Genomic DNA, 23,626 nt, shown 5'->3' with positions numbered 1-23,626 from the left:
CAAATAATCTACAACTCAATAAAACCGATCAATCACCCGAACTTCATTTTTGTTCTGCATCGAATCCCACGCCTGTTTCAGCGTCTGCAGCACGTTCTCAATGAAGTCCTTGTCGGCCGCAGCCTTCTTGCCGACATAACCGTGGCCGCGGCGGTACATCTTCAGGCGGGCCAGCAGATTCTGGTGATTGCGGTCGAATTCTTCTTCGCCAGCGTGGGGCGACAGGCAGTCAATGTGTACCTGCCCCGACTTGCTGATCCAGAGAATATGGCTGTCGTGGCTGTCTTTCTGCGCCGCGAACATACGCGCCAGTTCTTCGATGGTGGGTTGATTGTTCAGATTCATTGTTATGCCCCTTGACCAGTCTGGTGATCTTTCAAAGTTGATTCGCTAATACAGGTAGCCCATCGGTTAGTTGATCCCTGGCACCGAAACCAGGACGTCAGCGTTCGCCCGTGTGAAGTACGGGGTCGTGCATCTGTTGCATGTAGTCGTGTTGAATAACTGCTACGCAATAGCGTCACAACGAGGAGAAGCAGCGAAAACCGGGAGGCTCCTTGACGACAATCCAGTGTCGGCCACAAGCGTCTTGAGAATTTTCGCCAGCGCTTCTCGTCCTTGTACTGGACGTTCAGGCCAGGTCAGCTTCTTCAATCTGCCTTGTGGGCAGCGTGTATCCGGAAAAAACAACTCGGCGGTCAGACGAGTTTGCTCAAGCGTGTTACCAGTGCTCCCGATCGGGGAACGTCTTCATCATGCAAAAGCAAAACGACGCCGTCAACGGTTTTGTAGTGATTATTTTCAAGCACTACATATTGTCGGACAAAGCTGTTTTGGAATGAGAAAAGATCCGTTTCGACAACGTCGAGAAGGGAACCGCGAGGGATTCAGCGAGTCGTCGGACGCGCCGTGCGTTTGCGCGTACCGGCGGTTTTGCTGGCCGTCGACTTGCGCTTTTTTTTCCACGGCGCTGCGGTTTTGCCGGCAGGCGGCGGGCCGCTGATGGTCAGGCTGAGGGCGGAGCAGCGGGTGACCTGCTTGCTCATCCACGCGGCCTGTTTGGTGACGAATTCTTCCAGACTCATCTCGCCGCTCTGCACCATGTCCAGGGCCTGTTCCCAGATCGCCGTGGTGCCGGGGTCGGCGATCGCGCGAGGCACTGCGTCGATCAGGCTGAACGCGGCAGGTGTCGCCGCCAGTGCCTTGCCGTTCTTGACCAGATAACCGCGATCCAGCAGCCCTTGGATGATCGATGCACGGGTAGCTTCGGTGCCGATGCCGGTGGTGTCCTTGAGTTTCTGTTTGAGCAGCGGATCCTCGACCAGTTTGGCGACGTTCTTCATCGCCTTGATCAGATCGCCTTCGGTGTAGGGTTTTGGTTGCTGCGTCCACAGATCCTTGAGATTCACTTTCGACACAGCGCATTCGACGCCTTGGCTGAGGGTCGGCAAGGTTTGCGGTGCTGGTGCTTCGCGGCCCTGGCCGGGGCCAATGCCTCTGGCAGTGCGCGCTTCCAGCCCGCTTCGATGATCTGCTTGCCCACCGCGCGCAGGGCCTGCCCGTTGCAATCGAAATCGGCCTGGGTGCGATCGTATTCGTGATTGGGCAGGAACTGCGCCAGGTAGCGCGCGCGAATCAGTGTGTACACCGCACGATGCTTGCCGCTCAGGCGTTCAAGATTCTTCGCGGCGATGGTGGGAATGATGCCGTGGTGAGCGCTGACCTTGGCGTCATTCCACGCCCGCGAGCGCCTTTGCGGTTCGAGATAACCCTGCAAGGCTTCAAGGCTCGGATCGGCCTGGCGCAACGCTGTGAGGATCGATGGCGCCTCACTGTGTTGGCTCAACGGCAGAAAGCCGCAATCACTGCGCGGATAGGTGATGACTTTGTAGGTTTCGTAAAGGGCCTGGGCGATGTCGAGGGTTTCCTGCGCGCCAAGGCCAAGCTTTTTCGAGCAGACTTCCTGCAAGGTGCCAAGATCGAAGGGCAGCGGCGCCACTTCGCGCATGCGCTCGGTCTTCAGCTTGATCACCCGTGCGCTGTCAGCACCGCTGATCGCCGCCGCCGCTTGTTGCGCCAACGGCTGATTAAGGCAGCGATCCTGATCATCACAAATGTCCGACGGCGCGCGCCATTGCGCGGTAAACGCCGTTCCGTTGTGCAGCAAATCCACGTCGATTGCCCAGAACGGTACGGGGACGAAATCGGCGATGCTGCGGTCGCGGTCGACCACCAGTCGCAGGGTGGGCGTTTGTACTCGTCCTACCGGCAACACGCCCTGATAACCCGACTGACGGCCCAGCAAGGTGAACAGTCGGCTCATGTTCATGCCGATCAACCAGTCCGCCCGCGAACGGCCCAGCGCCGAGTGATACAGGCTGAACGTCTCTGCGCCCGGTTTCAGCGCTGCCAGCGCCTTGCGAATCGATGCCTCGTCCAGTGCCGACAGCCACAAGCGGCGGATCGGCCCGCGATAGCGGCAGTGCTCGACCAGTTCCCGGGCGATCATCTCGCCCTCACGGTCGGCATCGGTGGCGATGATCAGTTCGCTGGCATCGCCGAGCAGGCGCTTTACCGCTTTGTACTGGCTGGCAGTGCGCGGCTTGACGGTCATTTTCCACTTGTCCGGAATGATCGGCAGATCGGCCAGCACCCAGCGTTTGTAGCGCGCGTCGTAGGCGTCCGGCGGCGCGGTTTCAAGCAAATGGCCGATGCACCAGGTCACTGTGACGTCCGTCCCCAACCAGCAGCCGTCGCCGCGACGCTTGGCGCCGAGTACGGCCGCAATGTCTTTGGCCTGGGAAGGTTTTTCACAGAGGTACAGCCGCATAGCTACCATCGCTGGTTGGTGTGTGGAGAGGGCACAGGATGGCGGGAGTTCGCGGCGGGAGCAACTTTTATCTGTATGGATATACAGATAAAAGCGTTGCAGGAGGTTTAGCCGTTCGGCCGTAATCCAGTCGAGCTGCGCAACCATCAGCTATACCTGAACCGGTCTCTTCGCTGTGCTCAGGAGAACCTCATGAAAAGCCCCAGTCCCGTGATCAGCCTGGAACAACTTGCCGGCTGCCTGCTGGTGAAGTTCCACGGCATCCAGGTCGCCGCGTCCTCTCACGCGATGATCCTCAACGAAGCCAACTATCCGCCGGTGTACTACATCCCGCGCGAAGACATCGACGAAAAATACTTCGCCCGCACCGACCACACCAGCTATTGCCCGTACAAGGGCGACGCCAATTACTTCAGCCTGCAAGTGCCGGGGCATGAGGGCGCCAATGCGGTGTGGACTTACGAAAAACCCAAGATCTCGGTTGAACCGATCCGCAACTATGTGGCGTTTTATCCGGACCAGGTGAAATTCGAAGTGATCAAAGCGGACGCCTGAAGCAAAAAATGGCGAGAGAATCGCTTCCCTCGCCATTGTTGTCAGCGGGTTTTTCAGTTTTTATCGAGATCGATATTCTTCGTCTCACGCAGACAGATCATCCCCACCACCAGGCTCACCCCGGTGATCAGCACCGGATACCACAGCCCGTAGAAAATATCCCCGGTGTACACCACCAGCGCAAACGACACGGTGGGCAGGAAGCCGCCGAACCAGCCGTTGCCGATGTGATAGGGCAGCGACATCGAGGTGTAGCGAATGCGGGTCGGGAACAGTTCGACCATCAACGCGGCCAGCGGGCCGTAGCACATGGCCGAGATGATGATCAGCGCGACGATCAGGGCAACGATCATCGGTTTGTTGATCTGCTGCATATCGGCTTGTTGCGGGTAGCCGGCGAGGGTGATCGCGCCGCGCAGTGCCGCCTCATCGAAACCATCCAGCTTCACGTCGCCGACACTCACTTGCACGGCGCTGCCCGCAGGTGCAGCGACGCTGGAGTAGGGCAGGCCTTGCTTGACCAGGAAGGTCTTGACCTTGTCGCACGGGCTGTCGAATTTGGCCTTGCCCACCGGATCGAACTGGAAGGTGCAAGTGGCGGGATCGGCGAGGACGGTGATCGGTGCCTGACGGCTGGCCTGATCGATCGCCGGGTTGGCGTAGTGGGCCAGGATTTGAAGATCGGGAAGTACAGCGCGGTGGCCAGCAGCAGGCCGAGCATCAGCACCGGTTTGCGCCCGACCTTGTCCGAGAGCCAGCCGAAAAAGATGAAGAATGGCGCGCCGATCACCACGCTGATGATCAACAGGCTGTTGGCCACCGCCGGGTCCATTTTCAGGAACTGGGTGAGGAAGAACAGCACATAGAACTGCGCAGCGTAAAAGGTCACCGCTTGCCCGGCGTTGATGCTGAACAGGGCGATCAGCACGACTTTGAGATTTTCCCATTTGCCGAAGGATTCGCGGATCGGCGCCTTCGAGGTTTTGCCTTCTTCCTTCATTTTCAGGTAGGCCGGCGACTCGTGCAGGCTCAGGCGAATCCAGGTGGAAATACCCAGCAGGACGATCGACAGCAGGAACGGAATGCGCCAGCCCCAGACTTCAAACTGGTCGCCGGTGAAGTAGCGGCAACCGAGCACTACCAGCAGCGAGAGCAACAGGCCGAGGGTCGCGGTGGATTGAATCCAGCTGGTGTGAAAGCCGCGTTTGCCGATAGGCGCATGTTCGGCCACGTAGGTCGCCGCACCGCCGTATTCGCCACCGAGCGCCAGGCCCTGAAGCATGCGCAGCACCACCAGAATGATCGGCGCGGCAATGCCGATGCTGGCGTAGGTCGGTAGCAAGCCGACGCAGAACGTCGCCACGCCCATCAGAATGATCGTCGCCAGAAAGGTGTATTTGCGCCCGATCATGTCGCCCAGGCGGCCGAACACCAACGCGCCGAATGGCCGCACGATGAAGCCGGCGGCGAACGCCATGAGCGCGAAGATGAACGCCGTGGTGTCATTGACCCCGGCAAAAAACTGCTTGCTGATCACCGCCGCGAGGGCGCCGTAGAGGAAGAAGTCATACCACTCGAACACCGTCCCGAGTGATGAAGCGAAGATGACTTTCTGCGTGGCGTTGCTGGTCTCGGCGCTGCCCGCAGCGTCCAGCGGCTGAACGTGTTCTGACATATCGGTATCCCTCACAGTGATTGTTTTTGTTGTTCCACTGGTGTTGCGTGTCCGGTAATGCGCGATGCCTGAGTCTGGTGATGATTGCTGTGGGAGCGAGCCTGCTCGCGAAAGCTTTTTGTCAGTTAACTCCTAGGCTGAGTGAGTTACCGCATTCGCGAGCAGGCTCGCTCCCACAGGGGAGATATCTGCAGATCTGGACAAAATCAGTTGTGCCGCCTTCTCGGCAATCATCAGCGTAGGCGAACAGGTGTTGCCCGAGGTGATGCGCGGCATGATCGACGCATCGGCAACGCGCAGACCCGGCACACCATGCACGCGCAATTGCGCATCGACCACCGCGTCACCGTCATTGCCCATGCGGCAGGTGCCTACCGGATGGAAAATCGTCGTGCCGATCTTCGCCGCCGCTTCATGCAATTGTTCTTCGCTTTGCAAGCTGTCGCCGGGCAGGTATTCGACCGGTTTGAACGCTTGCAGGGCAGGGGCGCTGACGATGCGCCGGGTCAGGCGAATGGCATCGGCGGCGACGCGCAGATCTTCTGGATGGCTGAGGTAATTGGGCTGGATCAGCGGCGCTGCTTGCGGATCGGCCGAGCGAATCTCGATGCGTCCACGGCTCTGCGGGCGCAGGTCGCACACCGAGGCGGTGAACGCCGGGAAGCTGTGCAGCGGCTCGCCAAAGCGCTCCAGCGACAGCGGTTGCACGTGATATTGCAGGTTCGCCGAGGTTTGCTCGGGACCGGAGCGGGCGAATGCGCCCAACTGACTCGGCGCCATCGACAGCGGCCCGCTGCGGTCATACAGATAGCGCAGGCCCATGCCCATCTTGCCCCACACGCTGCCGGCGATCTGGTTCAGGGTGCGGGCGTTTTCCAGCTTGTAGATCAGGCGCAGTTGCAGGTGATCCTGCAGGTTGCCGCCGACCCCCGGCAGCTCATGAATCACGCCTATCCCTACGCGTTCGAGCAGCGGCCGCGGACCGATGCCGGAGCGTTGCAGAATGCTCGGCGAGCCGACTGAACCGGCGCACAAAACAATCTCCTTGCGCGCCTTGAACTGTTTGATCTGACCTTCATGCTGCGCGCTGACTTTCGCCGCGCGGCCGTTCTCCAGCAACACACGATCAACCTCGACGCCGGTCAGCACAGTCAGGTTCGCCCGACTGCCCAGCGGTTTCAAAAAGGCCTTGGCCGCGTTCCAGCGTACCCCGGCTTTCTGGTTGACCTGAAAGTAACCGCAGCCCTCGTTGTCGCCTTGGTTGAAGTCATTGATGCTGGCGATGCCGCTTTGCTCGGCGGCGCTGCGAAAGGCATCCAGAATCGGCCACGACAGGCGCTGCTGTTCGACCCGCCATTCACCCTGATCGCCATGAAACTCGGCGCCGCCGGCAAAGTGGTTTTCGCTCTGTTTGAACAGCGGCAGCACATCCTTCCAGGCCCAGCCCGGATTGCCTGCGGCCGCCCAGCCGTCATAGTCGCCGGCCTGGCCGCGCATGTAGATCATGCCGTTGATCGACGAACAGCCGCCCAGCACCTTGCCGCGCGGATAACTCAGCGCGCGGCCATTGAGGCCCGGTTGTTGTTCGGTTTTGAAGCACCAGTCGGTGCGCGGATTACCGATGCAGAACAGGTAACCCACAGGAATGTGAATCCAGGCGTAGTTGTCGCGTCCGCCGGCTTCGAGCAGCAATACCCGTTGCTGTGGATCCGCTGAGAGCCGGTTGGCCAGCAAGCAACCGGCGGGGCCGGCGCCGACCACGATGTAGTCGAATTCATCCAGGGACGTCTGCATGCCCTGACCTCGCTTTTTGTTTTTATTGTCGGACACTCTAGTTGTTAGCTTTCGTTAAAAGAATGTTAGTTTTTGCGCAGCCGCTGTGCGTTTTCAAACAGCGTGCAACGACGATAGCCGACAAGGACTTGCCATGTTCGACTGGAACGACCTGCGCTTTTTTCTCGAGCTGCAACGCAGCGGCCGCCTGCTCACTGCCGCGCGCCGGCTCAACACCACCCACGCGACAGTGGCGCGGCATATTGAATCGATCGAGAAAGCCTCGGCACTGCGCTGTTCGTCCAGCACGCCCAGGGCTATGAAATGACCCCGGCGGGGGAGGCGCTGCTCAAGCACGCCGAAGCGATGGAAAACGTCGCGCTGCTGGCGCAGGAAGAAATCACCCAGTCCACCGCGCCGCTGGGCAAGATCCGCGTCGGCGTCACCGAAGGCCTTGGCATCAAATTTCTCGCCAGTCGCATGATTGGCTTGTTCGAGCGTTATCCGGGATTGGAGGTGGAACTGGTCGCCGTGCCGCGCTTCGTCAGCATCCTCAACCGCGAAGCGGAGATCAGCATCCACCTCGAACGGCCATCCGCCGACATGCTGGTCACGCGCAAGCTCACTGACTATCGGCTCGCGCTTTACGCCAGCCAGACCTACCTCGACAAAGCGCCACCGCTGCATAGCCGCGAAGACCTGGGCCGACATGCGTGGATCGGTTACGTTGACGACCTGCTGTTCAGTCAGGAACTGATGTTCCTCAACAGCTTCTGCCGCAGCCCGCGCGTGGTCTTTCACAGCACCAGCGTCATCGCCCAGCAGGAAGCGGCGCGCTCGGGGTTGGGCATCGCCGTGCTGCCGTGTTACATGGCCGCGTCCGACCCGGATCTGGTGGCGCTGCTGCCGGATGAAAGCATCGAACGCAGCTACTGGATCAGCACGCGGCGGGAGCTGCACAATCCGTGCGGCTGCGGGTGGTCTGGGATTATGTGGTGGGGTTGTGTGAGGCAGAGCAGGAGGTGTTGCTGGGAAGATCTCAGGTTGGCTCCTCTTTTGCTTGAAAGCGCCAAGGACTTTTAGCAATGGAGAGCAGCAATGAGGGAATGGCTTACCGTTCGCGACATCAATCCGGACACCATGAAGGCCATCAGTGACGGCGTCTTACAGCATGGCCGAGCCTTGTCCGAGGCTCGCGGCGGACAAGCTGAGGCCATCGCCTGTTCGCTGATGGAGAACGGGGCACTAATCGGCGGCGCTTCCGGTAGAACCGAATTCAGGCGTCTGTTTGTCAATTACCTGTGGATCAACGCGCAATGGCGTGGAACCAGGCTGGGTACTCAGGTGTTGCACAAGCTTGAGGCATTAGCGGTTGAAAGAGCATGCGTAGATGCGTTGATCGAAACACTGGATGACGACGTCGCCCGTTGGTACACCCGCTGCGGATACCGATTGATCGCGCACGTGCCTGAGTACTGCGGCCCGTGGAGTCGCCATACGCTGTTGAAAGTGCTTGTGACAACAGGTGCTCCCTCAGGGCTTAATTCGGCGTCCCATACGGAAGTTGGTAACTACTGAGGCGGGAGTTTGTCCATTGTGCTGCCGCGCTCATTATCGATGCACGGCTGCCAGTGCACTGATTCGCGACCGGTCTTCAAGACCAATCAATGACTCATTTCTCAAATCAAAACCTCAAACCCTGCACTACCCACCACCTTTCCGTTAATCATCACCTGCACTCCATGCCGGCCGGCAAAATGCTTGCGTGTCGTGAAATCCTTGATGACCTGTCTGCGCTGCACAAGCGCCACCCCAAACCCCGGCAATTCCACCGTCTTCAACTTGAATACCTTCCTCGAAACCCCGCCATTCGCCTTCACATACTCAATCGCATAGTCGATCACCAGCCGCTGTTCATGCGCCACCGTCGACTTCACCGTAAACGACAACGTAATCGCGTCCCCCAAACTCACCATCGCCGGCTCAACCCGCGCATCCAACAACTCAACCTCAGCCTTCGCCCCCGCGCCAATCACCGTCAGCGCGCGCACGTTGCCCTGTTTGATCAAGCTGCGCAGCGCATGTTTGGCAATCCAGGCCGTATGCTTGTTGTCCAGCGACCAACCTTCAATCGTGTCCAACACCCACTCCGGATGCACTTTCGTCACATCATTCAAATGATTCGCCACGGACTTGCGCACGTACAAGCTCTCATCCGCCTTCAACCGATTCAGTATCCCGGCGGCCAGCAGCGGATCCGCTTGTACCGCTTCCAACCGAAAGGACCACGGCAGGCGAGGGCGGCTGCCTTCGCTGGCTAGTCGGCGGACGTGATGGTTTTCTTCGCGGGTCCAGTCATGCATTCGTTCCAGCGAGCGCTCGAGGTCGCTGCGCAGAAAGTAACGGATGGCGAATTCGGAGGAGCCGAAAGTGGTGAAGTATTTCAGGGCATCCATGGAGGTATCGAAGGCGTGCCCGCCATAGCTCGCGACGTAATGCGGCAGGCACATGCTGACGAACCCGCTGTTCAGCCGTGGCGCGAGTTCGAACAGCACTTCGAGGGAGTCTTCGTAGTCCAGCGGCAACACGGCGTGCAGGCTTTCGGCGACGCGGGCCATGCGTTGCATCACTGATAATTCAGCGAGTCCGTCCTGGGCGTGTTTGAGAAACGCCTTGGCCTTGAATGCCGGGTACACCGCGCTCATTTCGTCAGCGATGTGCTGCAAGCGCTCGGCGTTGAAGATTTCCTTTAACGCCGGGGCGGCGGTGTCGGTGGTGCTCATGGTCAGGTCATCGGTGTGCTGATGAACGCATCGGTGCCTTCTGCGTAGGCGGTGTATTCGGCGATGCGCGCATAGCGCGCGGAGTCGACCTGATCGGGCACGACGAGGTTGGTGAAGCTCCAGGCAACCGCCAGGCTTATGCCGGTCTGGGCGAGGGAGCCGTCGACCGGCAAGTCACTGTGTCCAAGTTCTTTTTCCAGGGCGGTAAACGCGGCGGCGAGTTGGCCTTCAACGCGTTCAACCCAAGGTTGATACTGAATGTCGGCCGGGCGCAAGTTGCGTTCGTAATACAGCTGCACGGCTTTTTCGCAAGCGGCGAGGCTGAGGCCGATCAGACGCAGGGCGTGGACGCGTTGTTTGAGATCGCTGGGCAGCAGGCTCTTGCCGGAGCTGGCTTCGAGGTAGTCGAGGATGAGGGTCGAGTCCATCAGGACCACGCCGTCGTCGAGAATCAGCGTGGGCGCTTTGACCACCGGGTTGATCTGCTGGAATTGCTCGAAGTGGCGGAACACCGAGACCGACTCGTGTTCGAGGTCAATCCCCGGCATTTGGCGGAGATTGCTACGCGGCGCACGTAGGGAGAGTCGAGCATGCCGATCAGTTTCATGACGCGTTCCTTCAAGTCGAACCGGTGGGAACGCATAACCTAGCCGAGCCTGAGACAATTGTCAGTCGTCGAATCCGGGTTGTTCGTGAATCTCATCGACATTCAGTTCCAGCCGATAGGCCACCGCCACAAACAGCGCCTGACATAAACACAGTGTCGCGCTTAGCGAACGAAAGGCCAGCGCACTGCCTTCATTGACCATCAACACGCTATTGGCAAGTTTCGCCAGTGGCGACAGAGGGCTGTCGGTGATGATCAGGGTATTGGCGTCTTGCTGTTGTGCGAATCGCAGGCAGTGCTGGGTTTCCTTGGCGTAGGGCACAAAACTGATGGCGATGACCAGGTCGTTGGCGCGCACGCTGCGCATTTGCTCGCGATAGCTGCCGCCGATGCCGGAGACGAGATGAATGCGCTTCTGGGTGTGCTGCAGGTTGTAAACCAGATAATCGGCGACGGCGAACGAACGGCGGACCCCGACCACATAGATGTCGTCGGCATTGACGATGAGATCGACAGCTTTGTCGAACGCAGCCCCATCCAGTTCGCGGCCCAAACGTTCGATGCCCGATAGCGTTGCGTCGATGCACTCGCGGACAAGCTCGCCGCTGTTGGCGGTCTGCGATTTGTTGGCGATCAGGCTGCGGATGCGTTTTTGATAGTTCTGCGCCGGCGTGGCCTTGTGCGTCCAGGCCTGGCGGAACAGCGCCTGCATTTCGCTGAAGCCGCTGAACCCGAAGCGCTGCGAAAAACGCACGATGGCGGACGGATGCACCTCGCATTCACGAGCGATGTCGCTGATGCGGTCGACCATGATTCGCTCGCTCTGCTGGCTAATGTAACTGGCGATACGTTTAAGCTGACGCGGAAGGGCGTCATATTCGTCGCTAATCGTTTGCAGCAGACGCTCGGCAGTGATCGGGGGGCTGGCGAGCGAAAGTTCGTCGGCGGCCGGTAGATCGGTGCGGGGCATAGGACATCCTTCGGGCGGGTTGAACACGCGGTGAGCCTGATCATAGAAGGGCTGCGCGGGCTCTGCCGGGCTGAATCGATGCACCTTGCGAGAATAATTTTCGCTGTCGATGGCGGGATGGTTAGCCGTTTGTCTTCTATATACAGCCGCTGGAGTGAATTTCTTGCTATAAACGCACTCCGATGGCCGTGTGAAGCCTGTGTCAGAGCAGTTTCCTGGTCCTGTCGGACAAATTCCCTGTATTTACAGTTGCTGAGGCCTTGATCGGGCCTTAGACTGCCGCCCCTCGTAAATTGAGTGCCGGGTGGCGTTTGCAATAAAACGATGCCTTTTCGACGGCCGACACGGTTCGCCGAAACGCTCCCTTATTCGCCTTAATGCACGTTTTTTTATAGAGATATCAATGACAAAGGACAAGTTGCTGGCTATGCCGGCAGATGACTACATGAATGCAGAGCAACACGCTTTCTTCACTGAGCTGTTGCAGAACATGAAAGTCGAAACCCACGAGCGCATTGAGCAAAACCGTATCGCCATCGAAAGCCTGGACACCCCGGCTGACCCGGCGGACGCGGCTTCGGTTGAAGAAGAGCGCACTTGGCTGGTCAACGCGATCGATCGCGACCAGCGCATGCTGCCGCAGTTGGAACAAGCTCTTGAGCGCATCAAGGACGACAGCTTTGGCTGGTGCGACGACAGCGGCGAGGCCATTGGCCTGAAGCGTCTGCTGATCAGCCCGACCACCAAGTACTGCATCGAAGCTCAAGAGCGTCACGAGCAGATCGACAAGCACCAGCGTCAGGCCTGATTCTGTGGGGTGACCCTTTCAACAGGGGCGCCTTGAAAAGATCGCAGCATTCGGCAGCTTCTACACGGAGTTGCGCGAGGCTGCGATCTTTGTTTTTGCTCGTCTGCGATATTTCCCCGTCGTTCCATTGACCTGCCACAGACCCCACGACTAACGGACCATGGATAATGGCGTTGTAGTGGCGTTTAATGCAGTCACAACAATGAGAACAAACGTGGGGTGATCAAGATGACGAGAGATGGATCTCTGGTTGCGGCGCTGCCTGCACCAGTGCTTTTGCCGAAAAATCGCTGGATCGCGCCGACCCTGCAAAGCATCGCTCTGATGCTGTTGCTGGCCGGCATGGCTCTGGCCGAATGGTCGCTTTACCTCGGCATGCCGCTGGCGGTGCTGATTGTCTGGCTGCCGCGCCTACGTTCGCGCAACGTTCCAGCTGCTGTCCCGGTCGATAGTGCGAGCGCATTGTCCGCACTGACTCGCGATCTCTCCTACACCACCAGTCACAACGCACTGTCTGCCGCCGGCGTGGCGTTTTCGGTCAAAGCGCTAGCCAGCAAACTTGAATCGCAACTCGACGCGGCGGCGCAGATCGTCAGCAACGCCGAAGTGATGATCGCCACCGAGCAGGCGACTTCACAGCTCAGTCGCGACGCGCTGGACGCCGCCAGCCAAGCGCATCACAGCAGCGCGGCGGGGCGCAGCGAACTGCTCGACTCGATTTCGCGCATGCAGCAACTCAGTCAGCGCGCCAACGCCAGTCGCGAGATGATCGAGGCCCTGAGTGTGCGCAGCGACGACATTCAGCGGGTGACGCTGGTGATTCAGTCGATCGCCAGCCAGACCAATCTGCTGGCCTTGAACGCAGCTATTGAAGCGGCCAGGGCGGGCGAACATGGTCGCGGTTTCGCCGTGGTCGCCGATGAAGTACGCGGATTGGCGGCACGGACGGCGGCGGCCACGGGCGAAGTCGGTGAGATGGTTGCAGACATTCAGCAGCGCACCGCGCAAGTGGTTGCGCAGATTCGCGAGTTGTCGAGTGATCTGCATACCGGCGTCGAACAGGTCGAGCACACCGGTCAGCATCTGGAGAACATCGCGCGACTTGCCGCCGGAGTGGAAACCCAGGTCAGCGAAATCGCCCGTGGCGCGCAAACCAATCGCGAGCAGCTTGATGCGCTGTTCAGCGCGATTGAGCAAATGCGTAGCGATCTGGCGATCAGCGATCAGCAGACCCGCCGCCTCGCCGAGGCGGCGGTGCAGATGGAAGGGCAGGCGGAAACCATCAGCGAACGCTTGGCCGAAGTCGGTCTGGACGACTATCACCAGCGCATTTATGACCTGGCGCGCGAAGGTGCGAGCCTGATCGCAGCGCGCTTCGAAGCTGATGTCGAGCAGGGGCGGATCAGTCTGGATGACCTGTTCGATCGCAGCTACCAGCCGATTCCGGGCACCGAACCAGCCAAATTTCAAACCCGCTTTGATCGATACACAGATCAGGTCTTGCCGGCGATTCAAGAGCCTCTGTTAGCGCGTCATGAAGGTTTGGTTTTCGCGATCGCCTGCACGCAGCAGGGTTATGTGCCGACGCATAACCAGGCATTCAGCCAGCCGTTGACCGGTGATGTGCAGGTCGACACGGTAAATAACCGCACCAAACGCAAATTCGCTGACCGCACGGGCATCCGTTGCGGCAGCCATCAACAACCAGTTTTGTTGCAGACTTACACGCGCGATACGGGTGAGCTGATGCATGATCTTTCGGTGCCGATCATGATCAAGGGCCGACACTGGGGCGGGTTGCGTCTGGGCTATAAACCTGAGAACCCACACTGAGATTATTACCGTTGACGCAATGAATCTGTGCACGGCGGTTGCTGTTTCCTCTCGAAGGAAAGCTTTAACCTGACGACTTAGTTAGGTAGCTAATTATTTCGGAGGGCACATGCAGTGCAGGGTGGATGTGGCAGTGATGATCGGCAGCGGCGTTCCGGCCGGTTTACGCGCGATGGGGCGCAGTGTGTGCTGGGTGGTTTTGCTCAACGGGGAGCGACGCGGCACAGCCTTCGCCAGTCGCGATGAAGCGGAGGAGTGCAAGGCTGCCTGGCTCGAACAACTGAACATCGAGCCCGGCGACAGCCTGCACTGATCGCCCTTATTTACCGCGATGCAGGCGCACGTTCAGCTCATCGACAGTTATCGCTTCTTCGCCGTCCTCACGCAGCCACTCTTTTAGTAGTTGCGCCTGTTGGGGCGTCCAGAAATCGGCATCGATCAATTTGATATCAGATTTCAAAGGGTGGGCTTCGACAAAATTATTGATCGACGCTTCATCGGCTGGTAGGCCCAGCTGTTCGAAAAGGGTGGTCAGGTTAAGCTCGGTTGGCAGTTCCATCATCTACTCCTGGGTTGGTGCCGGTACGGCTTGTTCGTTCACTCCCTTATCAGAGGCAGGCGCTGGCGCGGAGTTCGATTTTTGATTCAAGCGAGCGGGCGAGGGCGCAGGCTTCGTTGTGATTGCCGCGGAAACCTCTGACACGTCCCGTGGATATCTCCTTGATGTGAAAGAACGCAATACCTGCCGGCACCACTTGAAAGTGCGGGGTTCGATGATTGTTAGAAGATGTCGGAAGGTTGTCGAGGTCGGCAACCTTCATCGTCAGAGATGGGGTGATTCGCGCGTCAGCCGACGTGGCAAAATGAGTCAAAGTGCACATATGAAGTCCTTTTCATCAGTCGGCCGGGATTTAACGGCCGTTGCGGGTAGTCGTAATGAGCATCGCTGCTCTAGAATCGCCAGTACCTGTTGACGACCAGGCTTATCTAAAGCAATTTTTCGCCAGCGATATGTCGGAAAAGTGCTTTTTTTCGTGAGAAATTTCCCTGAAGTTCGTAGTCAGAATTGCTCTAGTCGCACTTGAGGCGTTTTCCTTCAAGCTTTGGCGACTTCAGAGCAGGTTTCACTAATGACAATCCAGTAGTCTACGAACCTCGCGATTCAAGAGTGCTTTGCTCGCTTCGGGTGTTTGAATGTTTTTGCAGTTTTCATCGGCCTGGCCGTTTCTTTGCCGTGGGCGTTTTTCGCTGCGCGGTTTTTCAAATGTGGGGATGTTTCTTTGGCAGTCAGTAACCTCGATATGCATGCTTTGTTCGTGCTGGGTGATTTGCGTGCAAAGCTGGTCAAGCAATTCCAATCACGTTTTGTTTACATCACCGAGCAAAACGCCGAAGGCATTTACATCGCCGAAATCGACACCGAAAGTGCATTGGTAGTCGATGACAAACCGGGACTCAAACTCAAGGTTGGCGACCATTTCATCGCGTCAGTTTTGCCCAGCCGTGAAGGCGGTAAGCTGGACATTCGTTTTCGCGACATCAAACTGACGGTCTACGGCCTGGGCGATTACGCCTTTGTCAGCACGGCCGACGGTCACGCGATCCTGTTCAAGGAAGGCCATAGCGTCGTCACCGTGTTCGCCGCCAATGAGCAGCTGCAGGAAGGTTTGACCAAAACCCTCAAAGCCGTCACTGCCAAAGCCGCCAAATGGCGTAAGGGTGAACTGGTGACCTTCAAGGCCAGCGAGTGAAGCGCGCGGATTTCCATGCGCAAAATCTCGACAGCGCACGCGAAGAAGCTCAGCGCTTGTTCGCCCGCAAGGCCGAACTGCAAGGTGCCTGGCTGAGTTGGGTGGCGTCGCAGCTCTATGCATTGCAACCGGCAGCTTACGCCAGCATGGTCAGACGTGAGCTGCAAAGCCTGCAGGAAAACTCTGAAACGTAACCTCGCGCACGGTAGACCCCGGAAAAAGCAGGAACCTCGGCTAAAGTCAGTTGACTGAGTCATTCAGAGGCTTGCGTTTCTGTCAGGCCAACTGCCATTGCTGTGAACAGCACGAGGTGCGATGCATGAACGGATTTCGACGGTTACTGGCCGCCAGCGTGGCCACCTTTGGTTTGCTGACGTCAGCGCAATCGCTGCAGGCGGCACAGGCGCCGGTGCACTTTGCCGACCTGAACTGGGAAAGCGGCAGCCTGATTACCGAGGTGCTGCGGGTTATCGTCGAGAAGGGCTATGGCCTGCCGACCGACACTTTGCCCGGGACCACCATCACGCTTGAGACCGCGCTGGCCAACAATGACATCCAGGTGATTGGCGAGGAGTGGGCCGGACGCAGTCCGGTCTGGGTCAAGGCCGAAGCCGAGGGCAAAGTGGTCGGCCTGGGCGATACGGTAAAAGGCGCCACTGAAGGCTGGTGGGTGCCGGAGTACGTGATCAAGGGCGATCCGGCCAAAGGCATCAAGCCGCTGGCGCCGGATCTGCGCAGTGTCACTGATCTGAAGAAATACAAGGACGTGTTCAAAGACCCGGAAAGCCCGGGCAAAGGGCGTTTCCTCAACAGCCCGATCGGCTGGACTTCGGAAGTGGTCAACAAGCAGAAGCTCACGGCGTATGGCTTGCAGGACGACTACACCAACTTCCGCAGCGGTTCCGGCGCTGCGCTGGATGCCGAGATCAGCTCTTCGATTCGTCGCGGCAAACCGGTGTTGTTCTATTACTGGTCGCCGACGCCGCTGCTTGGCAAATTCAAACTGGTGCAGCTGGAAGAGCCGCCGTTCGATGCCGAGGCGTGGAAGACGCTGACAGATGCCGATAATCCCAATCCGAAACCAACCCGCTCGCTGGCATCGAAGCTGTCGATTGGCGTGTCTACGCCGTTTCAAAAGCAGAACCCGCAAATTGCCGAGTTCTTCAGCAAGGTCGATTTTCCCATCGAGCCGCTGAACAAGGCACTGGCGGATATGAGTGACAAGCACACCGCACCTCGTGAGGCGGCGGTCGCGTTCATGAAAGCGCATCCGGACGTGTGGCAGGCCTGGTTACCCAAGGATGTGGCTGACAAGGTGACGGCTGATCTGAAATAACGCGGTCAACGCAGCGCACCGCCGACCGGTCGTGCACGGCCAAAAAATCCGACTAGGATGGTTTGTTCAAATCCCTTTGAAGGATTTCAACCATGACCTTTGTGTTGGCTCAATGGCTGGTGACTGTCTTCGCGGCAATCGGCCTGATGCACGTGTATTGGGCGTTGGGTGGGCAATGGGCGGCTGCGGTGGTGGTGCCGCAGGTGCCGGTGTCGGGCTTCGTGGCCTCGGTACGCCCGGCCTTCAAGCCCTCAGGCTGGCTGACGCTGGCAGTCGCCGCTGCGCTGCTGATAATTGCCGCGCTGGTTTGCATGCGGGTCGGTTGGGGCGTGCCGGCGGTGCAGCACAAGGCACTGCAATGGGTGATCAGCGCAATAGCGTTGTTGATGTTCGCCCGAGCGATCGGTGATTCGAACCTGGTCGGATTTTTCAAGGAAGTGAAGGATTCGCGATTTGCGCGGCTGGATACCTGGGTGTATTCGCCGTTGTGTGCGGTGCTGGGGGCGGGGTTGTTGGCGGTAGCTTGGGTTTGAGCTGATCCGGAATTGGCGACGACCCGACTGGCCGCTTCGCGAGCAGGCTCGCTCCCACATGGGAGAGCGGATTCCTGGTGTAGCGATGGCGCCATCACAGGCGCCACATGATCATCAGTTACCACTTTCAGTCTGACGACTGCTCACCTCTGCCGGCACATCATCCCCGGCCATCCGCTTGCGGAACAACGCCGCCCGCGCCAGCAGCAGGGTGGTCACTGGCACGGTGATCGCCAACAGAACCGGAATCAGCCAGGCATGCACCACTGGCCCGGACTTCAGCGCTGAAAAGCAAATGATCGACGCCAGTGCCACACACCAGGCACCGATTGTCGAGGCCAGCGCTGGCGGGTGCATACGCTGGAAGTAGTCCTTCATGCGCAGCAATCCGGTTGCGCCCAGCAGGGTAAACACGCCGCTGAGCACCAGCAGGACCGCCACCGGAATCTCGACCCACAAAGACAATTCGGCGTTCATTCGATCACCTCGCCACGCAGCAGGAATTTCGCCAGGGCAAACGAGCCGACGAAGCCGAACAGCGCAATCAACAGCGCCGCCTCAAAGTAGGTATCACTGGCGTAACGAATGCCCAGGGTCAGCATCATCAGCATGGCGACGATATACAGGTAATCCAGCGCCAGTACCCGATCCTGTGCTGACGGGCCTTTGAACAGGCGCACCAGGGTCAGCGTCATCGCCACGCAGTACAGAAACAACGTCAGCAGAATCGCATTCGACAGCAATGGGCTCATTCGAAAATCTCCATCAACGGTCGCTCGTAGGTGCTTTTGAAGTGCTCGATAAACTGCGCCTCGTCGTGCAGGTCCCAGACGTGCAGCAACAGAACGCTGCGGTCCAGCGCCAGTTCCGACCATACGGTGCCGGGCACCACGGTGCAGATCATCGCCAGTGCCGCCAGACCATGAGCATCACGCAGATCGAGCGGCACCTTGATAAAGCATGAGTTGGGCGGGCGCCGTCCGGCGTTGAGTACGCCCCAGGCGACGATCAGGTTGGACATGATCACGTCACGACCGACCAGGAGAAACAGGCGCAGCACGGCCACCGGATTGCGAATGCGCGCACGTTTCGGCCGCAATTTGCGCATCATCAGCGGCGCGGCGAAACCCAGCGCGGCACCGAGCAGCAGATTGCCCGGGCTGACGGACAGGTTCAGGGTCAGCCACAAGACCCACAGCGCCAGCGATAACCACGGAGCCGGAAACAGTCGATTCATGGCTGCACCTCGAGCATGTCAGCTCTGGCTTGCGGACTCGGCACCGCACGTGTACCGAGAACTGCGAGCACATATTGCTGCGGATTGTTCAGCGCATCGGCCGTAGCCTGGGTGTAGCGCAACAGCGGTTCAGCCTTGAACGTCAGAACAATGCTCAGCCCGAGCAGCAGAAAAATCGGCGCGCATTCGAGTTTGCGCAGCAGTGGTGACGGGCGCTCCTCCGGCGTCCAGAAGCGCTGGATACCCAGGCGAGAGAAGGCCATGAGGGAGGCCAGACCGGTCAGGATCAACAGGGCCAGCAATCCCCATGCACCGGGAGGCAGCGGCGCCGCAGTGCCAAGTCCCAACGGGTTGAGCAATGCCCCGATCAGGCTGAGCTTGCCGATAAATCCGGAGAGCGGTGGCATGCCGATGATCAACAGCGCGCAGGCGATAAAGCTCAAACCGAGAAAGGCCATGGTCCACGGGATGACCTGACCGACCACGGCTTTCTGTTCGTCGTCGAGGTTGATGCCCTTGGGCGGTTGCAGCGATTCTTGCGGGCGCGGAAGCAGTTCGCTTTCGTCCTCCAGCGGAATTTCGTTGGCCGAGCGCGAGCGCTCGATCAGTTCGGCCAAGAGGAACAGCGCGCTCAGCGCCAGGGTCGAGCTGACCAGATAGAACAGCGCAGCGCCGATCAGGTTCGGCTGGGCGAAGCCGATCGCCGAGAGCAGGATGCCTGCCGACACCAGAATGCTCAGGCTGGCCATACGCTCCAGGCGTTGCGCGGCGATAATCGCCAGCCCTGCGCAAGCCATGGTCGCCATGCCGCCGTAGATGAGCCAGTCGCCGCCGAAGAATGCCGAGGCGCCGGCCTGGCCGGAAAACAACAGGGTCCACAAGCGCAGCAGGGTGTAGACGCCGACCTTGGTCATGATCGCGAACATTGCCGCCACCGGCGCGCTGGCCGAGGAATAGGCCGGCACCAGCCAGAAGTTCAGCGGCCACATGCCGGCCTTGGCCAGAAACGCTACCGCTAGAATCCCTGCCCCGGCGTGCAGCAAACCACGATCGGCTTCCGGCACCAGCGGAATCTTCATCGCCAGATCAGCCATGTTCAGCGTGCCGGTCACCCCGTAGATCAATGCAGCGCCGATCAAAAACAGTGACGATGCCAACAGGTTGATCGAAATGTAATGCAACCCCGACGACACCCGCGCCCGGCCCGAGCCGTGCAGCAACAAGCCGTAGGATGCCGCGAGCAACACTTCGAAGAATACGAACAGGTTGAACAGATCAGCCGTCAGGAACGCGCCATACAGGCCCATCAGCTGGATCTGGAACAGAGCGTGAAAGCTTGAGCCGGCACCGTCCCAGCGGGCCATGGCAAACAGCAACGCGCTGACGCCGATAACGCCGGTCAGCACCAGCATCAGTGCCGACAGGCGATCAACCACCAGGACGATGCCGAACGGTGCCTGCCAGTTGCCCGGCAGGTACACACCGATGGAGCCGGGCACCCCGGTGGTCTGCGTCCATTGCAGTAGCATCACTGAAATGAACAAGCCGAGGAGGCTGGAGAACAGGTTGATTTTCGCCTTCAGCGGCCGGTGTTTCTCGCCGAGCATCAGCATGATTGCGGCGGTCAGCAGCGGCAGCAGGATCGGTGCAGCGATCAGGTGAGTCATCGCCATCATTCTTTAGGCTCCCGGCCGTCGACATGGTCGGTGCCGGTCAAGCCGCGCGAGGCGAGCAATACGACGAGGAACAGTGCGGTCATGGCGAAGCTGATGACGATCGCCGTCAGCACCAGCGCCTGGGGCAGCGGGTCGGTGTAATGCAGCAAGTCCTGGGTCACGCCGTCCTTGATCACCGGCTCCTTGCCGATGAACAGGCTGCCCATGCTGAAAATGAACAGGTTGACCGCATACGACAACAGACACAGGCCCATGACCACCTGAAAGGTACGCGGGCGCAGGATCAGCCAGACCCCGGACGCGGCGAGAATGCCGATGGCGATTGCGATGACTTCTTCCATCAGACGGCTCCTTTGCTGGCGACTGACTTGGGCAGCGAGGCCGTCTTGTGGCCGCGCACCGATTGGTGGGCGAGGGCGGTGAGAATCAGCAGCGTCGACCCGACCACCACGGCGTACACGCCGATGTCGAAGAACAGCGCACTGGCGATATGGATGTCGCCCAGCACCGGCACGCTGATGTGCCAGGTGTGAGTGGTGAGGAACGGATAGCCGACCAGCATCGCACCGAGACCGGTGGCGGTGGCGAACAGCAGACCGGTGCCCATCCAGCGCAATGGGCGCAGGCTCATTTGCGCCTCGACCCACTGCGTGCCGGCAACCATGTATTGCAGGATAAAAGCCACCGACATCACCAGCCCGGCGACAAAACCGCCGCCCGGCTGATTGTGCCCGCGCATGAACAGGTAAAACGACACCACTAGCGCGACAGGCAGCAGCAGGCGCACTAGCACCGCCGGCACCATCATGAAGCCGAGCGCGGTGTCGCTGGCCGAACGCGGGTTGACCAGATCGGTGACCACGTCGGGCGCGAGCAGGCGTTGCTGCGCCGGCAACTGCAGGCTTTCCTTCGGCGGGCGGAAGCGGCGCAGCAGGGCGAACACGGTGAGCGCCACGGCGACCAGCACGGTGATTTCACCGAGGGTGTCGAAGCCACGGAAGTCCACCAGCATCACGTTGACGACGTTGCTGCCGCCGCCCTCGGGCAGGGCGCGACTGAGGTAGAAAGAGGAAATATGGTTCGGCGTCTGCCGGGTGAGCATGGCGTAGGACAACAGCGCCATCCCCGCACCGACCGCAATCGACAGCAGCAAGTCGCGCAGACGACGGATACGCGCCTTGCGCAGGCTGCCTGGCAGTGGTGAGACTTCTTCGATGCGTCTCGGCAACCAGCGCAGACCAAGCAGGATCAACACCGTGGTCACCACTTCGACCGCCAGTTGCGTCAGCGCCAGATCAGGCGCGGAGAACCAGACGAAGGTCACGCAGGTCATCAGGCCACAGACGCTGACCATGGTCAGTGCAGCGAGACGGTGATATTTCGCCTGCCATGCGGCGCCGAGCGCACAGGCGATCGCCAACAGCCACAGGGTCACGAAGACGATGGAACCAGGTATTTTCGGCCGGTCGCCCCAGGTCAGCGTGCTGTGCAGCATCGGGATCAGACCGGCGAGCACGGCGGCCGAAACCATCAGGAACAGCTGCATCTGCAAGCGCTTGGTACCCAGGCGCCGCTCGACGCGCCGGGCGATGCGCATCATCACGACCAGACTGCGCTCGAACAAGCGCTTGCCGTTGAAGCGCCCCACCAGCGGCGGATACTTGAAATGGCCGAGCTTGAACTGCTTGCGCAGCAGCAGATAGAGGATGATGCCGCCGGACATGGCGATCAGGCTCATGATCATCGGTGCGTTCAAACCGTGCCAAATGGCCAGGCTGTATTCCGGCAACTCACCACCGACCACCGGCAGTGCCGCAGCGGCGAGTAATGGCCCGACGATCTGCGCCGGAAAAATCCCCACCAGCAGGCAAGTGAAGACCAGCAACTCGACCGGGGCGCGCATCCAGCGTGGCGGCTCGTGCGGCGTATGTGGCAGGTCAGTGGCGGTGGGGCCGAAGAACACGTCGACGGTGAAACGCAGGGAATAGGCAACGCTGAACATGCCGGCGATGGTCGCGACGATTGGCAGACTGGTCTCGACCCACGCGGTGGCGTTGATGAACACGGTTTCGGCGAAGAACATTTCTTTCGACAGGAAACCGTTGAGCAGCGGCACGCCGGCCATTGAGGCACTGGCGACCATGGCCAGCGTCGCCGTATAGGGAATCAGTTTGATCAGACCGCTGAGCTTGCGGATATCACGGGTGCCGCTTTCGTGGTCGATGATGCCGGCGGCCATGAACAGCGAAGCTTTGAACGTCGCGTGGTTGAGAATGTGAAAAACTGCTGCCACTGCGGCCAGTGAACTATTGAGGCCCAGGAGCAAAGTGATCAGACCGAGATGGCTGATGGTCGAATAGGCCAGCAAACCTTTGAGATCGTTCTGGAACATCGCGCAGTACGCGCCAAGCAACAGTGTACAGGCGCCCGCTCCGCTGACGATGTAGAACCATTCCTCACTGCCGGACAGCGACGGCCACAGACGTGCCAAAAGGAAAACCCCGGCCTTGACCATGGTCGCCGAGTGCAGATAGGCCGAGACGGGTGTCGGCGCCGCCATGGCGTGGGGCAGCCAGAAGTGAAACGGGAATTGCGCGCTTTTGCTCAGCGCGCCGATCAGGATGAGTGGCAAGAGAACAGGGTAGAGGGCATGTGCGCGAATCAGATCGCCGGCGGCCAGGACCTTGTCCAGGTCATAGCTGCCGACGACATGGCCGAGAATCATGACCCCCGCCAGCAGACATAACCCGCCGGCACCGGTGACCATCAGCGCCATATAAGCCCCGCGCCGTGCATCGGCGCGGTGGTGCCAGTAGCCGATCAGCAGGAACGAGAAGAGGCTGGTCAGCTCCCAGAAGAACACGATCTGAATCAGGTTGCCGGAGATCACCAGGCCAAGCATGGCGCCCATGAACGCGAGAAAAAACGCGAAAAAACGCGGCACCGGATCGTCCGGCGACATGTAATAACGGGCATATAAAGAAACAAGTGTGCCGATGCCCAGCACCAGCATCGAGAACAGCCAGGCGAAGCCGTCCATGCGCAAAATGAAGTTCAGCCCCAGACTGGGCAGCCACATGAATTCTTCGCGGATCACGCCGCCGTGGGCGATTTGCGGGTACAGCATTGCGACCTGAACGGTGCCGATCAAAGCGACCAGACCCGCCAGCAGCGATTCGGCATTGCGCGCATTGTGCGGCAGCACCGCTGCCAGACAGCTGCCGATGAACGGCAGAAGCAGTAGAACTATCAGGGACAT

The 23,626-nt window shown here is 59.5% G+C and carries 21 protein-coding genes and 4 pseudogenes; 10 read left to right on the top strand and 15 right to left on the bottom strand.

Going from position 1 to position 23,626, the window contains the following annotated elements:
- Window positions 1-15 precede the first annotated feature (15 nt).
- Together AB4O12_RS10405 and AB4O12_RS10400 are read right to left on the bottom strand one after the other, a co-directional pair.
- On the bottom strand, window positions 16-345 hold the full coding sequence (locus tag AB4O12_RS10405; RefSeq protein ID WP_252886371.1) for a hypothetical protein: 330 nt from the start codon (window positions 343-345) through the stop codon (window positions 16-18).
- A gap of 542 nt (window positions 346-887) precedes the next feature.
- Window positions 888-2,830, bottom strand: a pseudogene (locus AB4O12_RS10400) (DNA topoisomerase III).
- Between the two features lie 192 nt (window positions 2,831-3,022).
- On the opposite strand from AB4O12_RS10400, the gene AB4O12_RS10395 reads away from it, so the two are divergent.
- Window positions 3,023-3,385, top strand: coding sequence for a DUF427 domain-containing protein (locus AB4O12_RS10395; protein WP_056789235.1), 363 nt, complete (start codon window positions 3,023-3,025; stop codon window positions 3,383-3,385).
- A 53-nt stretch (window positions 3,386-3,438) separates the two neighbouring features.
- Here AB4O12_RS10395 and AB4O12_RS10390 read toward each other — a convergent pair.
- Window positions 3,439-5,060 (bottom strand): annotated as a pseudogene (locus AB4O12_RS10390) (MFS transporter).
- A 132-nt stretch (window positions 5,061-5,192) separates the two neighbouring features.
- Entirely contained in the window at window positions 5,193-6,854 is a 1,662-nt protein-coding gene (locus AB4O12_RS10385) for a GMC family oxidoreductase (RefSeq protein WP_460061764.1), read from the bottom strand.
- Between the two features lie 133 nt (window positions 6,855-6,987).
- Between AB4O12_RS10385 and AB4O12_RS10380 the strand changes: the two are divergent.
- Together AB4O12_RS10380 and AB4O12_RS10375 are read left to right on the top strand one after the other, a co-directional pair.
- Window positions 6,988-7,897: pseudogene (locus AB4O12_RS10380) on the top strand (LysR family transcriptional regulator).
- 34 nt (window positions 7,898-7,931) lie between these two features.
- Entirely contained in the window at window positions 7,932-8,411 is a 480-nt protein-coding gene (locus tag AB4O12_RS10375; RefSeq protein WP_056789243.1) for a GNAT family N-acetyltransferase, read from the top strand.
- A 101-nt stretch (window positions 8,412-8,512) separates the two neighbouring features.
- On the opposite strand, the gene AB4O12_RS10370 is transcribed toward AB4O12_RS10375, so the two are convergent.
- From AB4O12_RS10370 to AB4O12_RS10360, 3 genes and pseudogenes are all read right to left on the bottom strand, one after another.
- Window positions 8,513-9,616, bottom strand: coding sequence for a DNA alkylation repair protein (locus AB4O12_RS10370; RefSeq protein WP_460061762.1), 1,104 nt, complete (start codon window positions 9,614-9,616; stop codon window positions 8,513-8,515).
- 2 nt (window positions 9,617-9,618) lie between these two features.
- A pseudogene (locus AB4O12_RS10365) lies at window positions 9,619-10,223 on the bottom strand (glutathione S-transferase).
- A 61-nt stretch (window positions 10,224-10,284) separates the two neighbouring features.
- Entirely contained in the window at window positions 10,285-11,193 is a 909-nt protein-coding gene (locus AB4O12_RS10360; protein WP_460061760.1) for a MurR/RpiR family transcriptional regulator, read from the bottom strand.
- 403 nt (window positions 11,194-11,596) lie between these two features.
- Between AB4O12_RS10360 and AB4O12_RS10355 the strand changes: the two genes are divergently transcribed.
- The 3 genes from AB4O12_RS10355 (at window position 11,597) to AB4O12_RS10345 (ending at window position 14,147) form a co-directional block, all read left to right on the top strand.
- Window positions 11,597-12,001: a TraR/DksA family transcriptional regulator gene (locus AB4O12_RS10355; RefSeq protein ID WP_016775095.1), complete on the top strand. Its 405-nt coding sequence runs from the start codon at window positions 11,597-11,599 to the stop codon at window positions 11,999-12,001.
- Between the two features lie 228 nt (window positions 12,002-12,229).
- Entirely contained in the window at window positions 12,230-13,834 is a 1,605-nt protein-coding gene (locus AB4O12_RS10350; RefSeq protein WP_460061757.1) for a methyl-accepting chemotaxis protein, read from the top strand.
- Between the two features lie 109 nt (window positions 13,835-13,943).
- Window positions 13,944-14,147 carry a hypothetical protein gene (locus AB4O12_RS10345; RefSeq protein ID WP_016775093.1) on the top strand — a complete coding sequence of 68 codons (204 nt, stop codon included), beginning with the start codon at window positions 13,944-13,946 and terminating at the stop codon, window positions 14,145-14,147.
- Window positions 14,148-14,153: 6 nt separating this feature from the next.
- On the opposite strand, the gene AB4O12_RS10340 is transcribed toward AB4O12_RS10345, so the two are convergent.
- Window positions 14,154-14,393, bottom strand: coding sequence for a DUF2789 family protein (locus AB4O12_RS10340; protein WP_056789253.1), 240 nt, complete (start codon window positions 14,391-14,393; stop codon window positions 14,154-14,156).
- A gap of 49 nt (window positions 14,394-14,442) precedes the next feature.
- Window positions 14,443-14,655, bottom strand: coding sequence for a hypothetical protein (locus AB4O12_RS10335; RefSeq protein ID WP_236168680.1), 213 nt, complete (start codon window positions 14,653-14,655; stop codon window positions 14,443-14,445).
- 459 nt (window positions 14,656-15,114) lie between these two features.
- Here AB4O12_RS10335 and AB4O12_RS10330 point away from each other — a divergent pair, with 459 nt between their 5' ends.
- From AB4O12_RS10330 to AB4O12_RS10315, 4 genes are all read left to right on the top strand, one after another.
- Entirely contained in the window at window positions 15,115-15,585 is a 471-nt protein-coding gene (locus tag AB4O12_RS10330; RefSeq protein WP_150635043.1) for a hypothetical protein, read from the top strand.
- On the top strand, window positions 15,582-15,779 hold the full coding sequence (locus AB4O12_RS10325) for a hypothetical protein (RefSeq protein WP_310216537.1): 198 nt from the start codon (window positions 15,582-15,584) through the stop codon (window positions 15,777-15,779). Before AB4O12_RS10330 ends, AB4O12_RS10325 begins: the two co-directional genes overlap by 4 nt.
- A 125-nt stretch (window positions 15,780-15,904) precedes the next feature.
- The gene (locus AB4O12_RS10320) at window positions 15,905-16,921 is read left to right on the top strand and encodes an ABC transporter substrate-binding protein (protein ID WP_236168660.1); all 1,017 of its coding nucleotides are present in this window, start codon (window positions 15,905-15,907) and stop codon (window positions 16,919-16,921) included.
- 92 nt (window positions 16,922-17,013) lie between these two features.
- A complete protein-coding gene (locus AB4O12_RS10315; RefSeq protein ID WP_460061753.1) occupies window positions 17,014-17,454 on the top strand; it encodes a DUF3995 domain-containing protein in 441 nt (146 codons plus the stop codon).
- Window positions 17,455-17,568: 114 nt separating this feature from the next.
- Here the strand turns inward: AB4O12_RS10315 and AB4O12_RS10310 are convergent, their stop codons facing one another.
- The 6 genes from AB4O12_RS10310 to AB4O12_RS10285 are packed head-to-tail and all read right to left on the bottom strand — an operon-like array spanning window position 17,569 to window position 23,626.
- Window positions 17,569-17,931, bottom strand: coding sequence for a Na+/H+ antiporter subunit G (locus AB4O12_RS10310; protein ID WP_041480808.1), 363 nt, complete (start codon window positions 17,929-17,931; stop codon window positions 17,569-17,571).
- Entirely contained in the window at window positions 17,928-18,206 is a 279-nt protein-coding gene (locus AB4O12_RS10305) for a K+/H+ antiporter subunit F (protein ID WP_041480807.1), read from the bottom strand. Before AB4O12_RS10305 ends, AB4O12_RS10310 begins: the two co-directional genes overlap by 4 nt.
- Window positions 18,203-18,691 (bottom strand): Na+/H+ antiporter subunit E, encoded by a 489-nt coding sequence (locus AB4O12_RS10300; protein WP_122087831.1) that lies wholly within the window; start codon window positions 18,689-18,691, stop codon window positions 18,203-18,205. The genes AB4O12_RS10305 and AB4O12_RS10300 overlap by 4 nt, the downstream gene beginning before the upstream one ends.
- Complete coding sequence (locus tag AB4O12_RS10295; RefSeq protein ID WP_217849171.1) at window positions 18,688-20,367, bottom strand: monovalent cation/H+ antiporter subunit D; 1,680 nt, start codon at window positions 20,365-20,367, stop codon at window positions 18,688-18,690. Before AB4O12_RS10295 ends, AB4O12_RS10300 begins: the two co-directional genes overlap by 4 nt.
- Window positions 20,364-20,708, bottom strand: a complete 345-nt coding sequence (locus AB4O12_RS10290) for a Na+/H+ antiporter subunit C (RefSeq protein ID WP_016775082.1) — start codon at window positions 20,706-20,708, stop codon at window positions 20,364-20,366. The genes AB4O12_RS10295 and AB4O12_RS10290 overlap by 4 nt, the downstream gene beginning before the upstream one ends.
- Window positions 20,708-23,626, bottom strand: coding sequence for a monovalent cation/H+ antiporter subunit A (locus tag AB4O12_RS10285; RefSeq protein WP_150635048.1), 2,919 nt, complete (start codon window positions 23,624-23,626; stop codon window positions 20,708-20,710). The genes AB4O12_RS10290 and AB4O12_RS10285 overlap by 1 nt, the downstream gene beginning before the upstream one ends.

The sequence above is a fragment of the Pseudomonas sp. S2_A05 genome, assembly GCF_054668485.1.
This window is presented reverse-complemented; position numbering and strand designations above follow the sequence as displayed.

What these genes read in the sequence shown, in the direction of transcription:
- AB4O12_RS10305 (WP_041480807.1), bottom strand. Translation starts at nt 18,206, where the DNA reads ATGAGCCCATTGCTGTCGAATGCGATTCTGCTGACGTTGTTTCTGTAC.
- AB4O12_RS10355 (WP_016775095.1), top strand. Translation starts at nt 11,597, where the DNA reads ATGACAAAGGACAAGTTGCTGGCTATGCCGGCAGATGACTACATGAAT.
- AB4O12_RS10315 (WP_460061753.1), top strand. Translation starts at nt 17,014, where the DNA reads ATGACCTTTGTGTTGGCTCAATGGCTGGTGACTGTCTTCGCGGCAATC.
- AB4O12_RS10300 (WP_122087831.1), bottom strand. Translation starts at nt 18,691, where the DNA reads ATGAATCGACTGTTTCCGGCTCCGTGGTTATCGCTGGCGCTGTGGGTC.
- AB4O12_RS10405 (WP_252886371.1), bottom strand. Translation starts at nt 345, where the DNA reads ATGAATCTGAACAATCAACCCACCATCGAAGAACTGGCGCGTATGTTC.
- AB4O12_RS10395 (WP_056789235.1), top strand. Translation starts at nt 3,023, where the DNA reads ATGAAAAGCCCCAGTCCCGTGATCAGCCTGGAACAACTTGCCGGCTGC.
- AB4O12_RS10370 (WP_460061762.1), bottom strand. Translation starts at nt 9,616, where the DNA reads ATGAGCACCACCGACACCGCCGCCCCGGCGTTAAAGGAAATCTTCAAC.
- AB4O12_RS10290 (WP_016775082.1), bottom strand. Translation starts at nt 20,708, where the DNA reads ATGGAAGAAGTCATCGCAATCGCCATCGGCATTCTCGCCGCGTCCGGG.
- AB4O12_RS10310 (WP_041480808.1), bottom strand. Translation starts at nt 17,931, where the DNA reads ATGAACGCCGAATTGTCTTTGTGGGTCGAGATTCCGGTGGCGGTCCTG.
- AB4O12_RS10320 (WP_236168660.1), top strand. Translation starts at nt 15,905, where the DNA reads ATGAACGGATTTCGACGGTTACTGGCCGCCAGCGTGGCCACCTTTGGT.
- AB4O12_RS10350 (WP_460061757.1), top strand. Translation starts at nt 12,230, where the DNA reads ATGACGAGAGATGGATCTCTGGTTGCGGCGCTGCCTGCACCAGTGCTT.
- AB4O12_RS10285 (WP_150635048.1), bottom strand. Translation starts at nt 23,626, where the DNA reads ATGTCCCTGATAGTTCTACTGCTTCTGCCGTTCATCGGCAGCTGTCTG.
- AB4O12_RS10295 (WP_217849171.1), bottom strand. Translation starts at nt 20,367, where the DNA reads ATGATGGCGATGACTCACCTGATCGCTGCACCGATCCTGCTGCCGCTG.
- AB4O12_RS10345 (WP_016775093.1), top strand. Translation starts at nt 13,944, where the DNA reads ATGCAGTGCAGGGTGGATGTGGCAGTGATGATCGGCAGCGGCGTTCCG.
- AB4O12_RS10335 (WP_236168680.1), bottom strand. Translation starts at nt 14,655, where the DNA reads ATGAAGGTTGCCGACCTCGACAACCTTCCGACATCTTCTAACAATCAT.
- AB4O12_RS10375 (WP_056789243.1), top strand. Translation starts at nt 7,932, where the DNA reads ATGAGGGAATGGCTTACCGTTCGCGACATCAATCCGGACACCATGAAG.
- AB4O12_RS10340 (WP_056789253.1), bottom strand. Translation starts at nt 14,393, where the DNA reads ATGGAACTGCCAACCGAGCTTAACCTGACCACCCTTTTCGAACAGCTG.
- AB4O12_RS10360 (WP_460061760.1), bottom strand. Translation starts at nt 11,193, where the DNA reads ATGCCCCGCACCGATCTACCGGCCGCCGACGAACTTTCGCTCGCCAGC.
- AB4O12_RS10385 (WP_460061764.1), bottom strand. Translation starts at nt 6,854, where the DNA reads ATGCAGACGTCCCTGGATGAATTCGACTACATCGTGGTCGGCGCCGGC.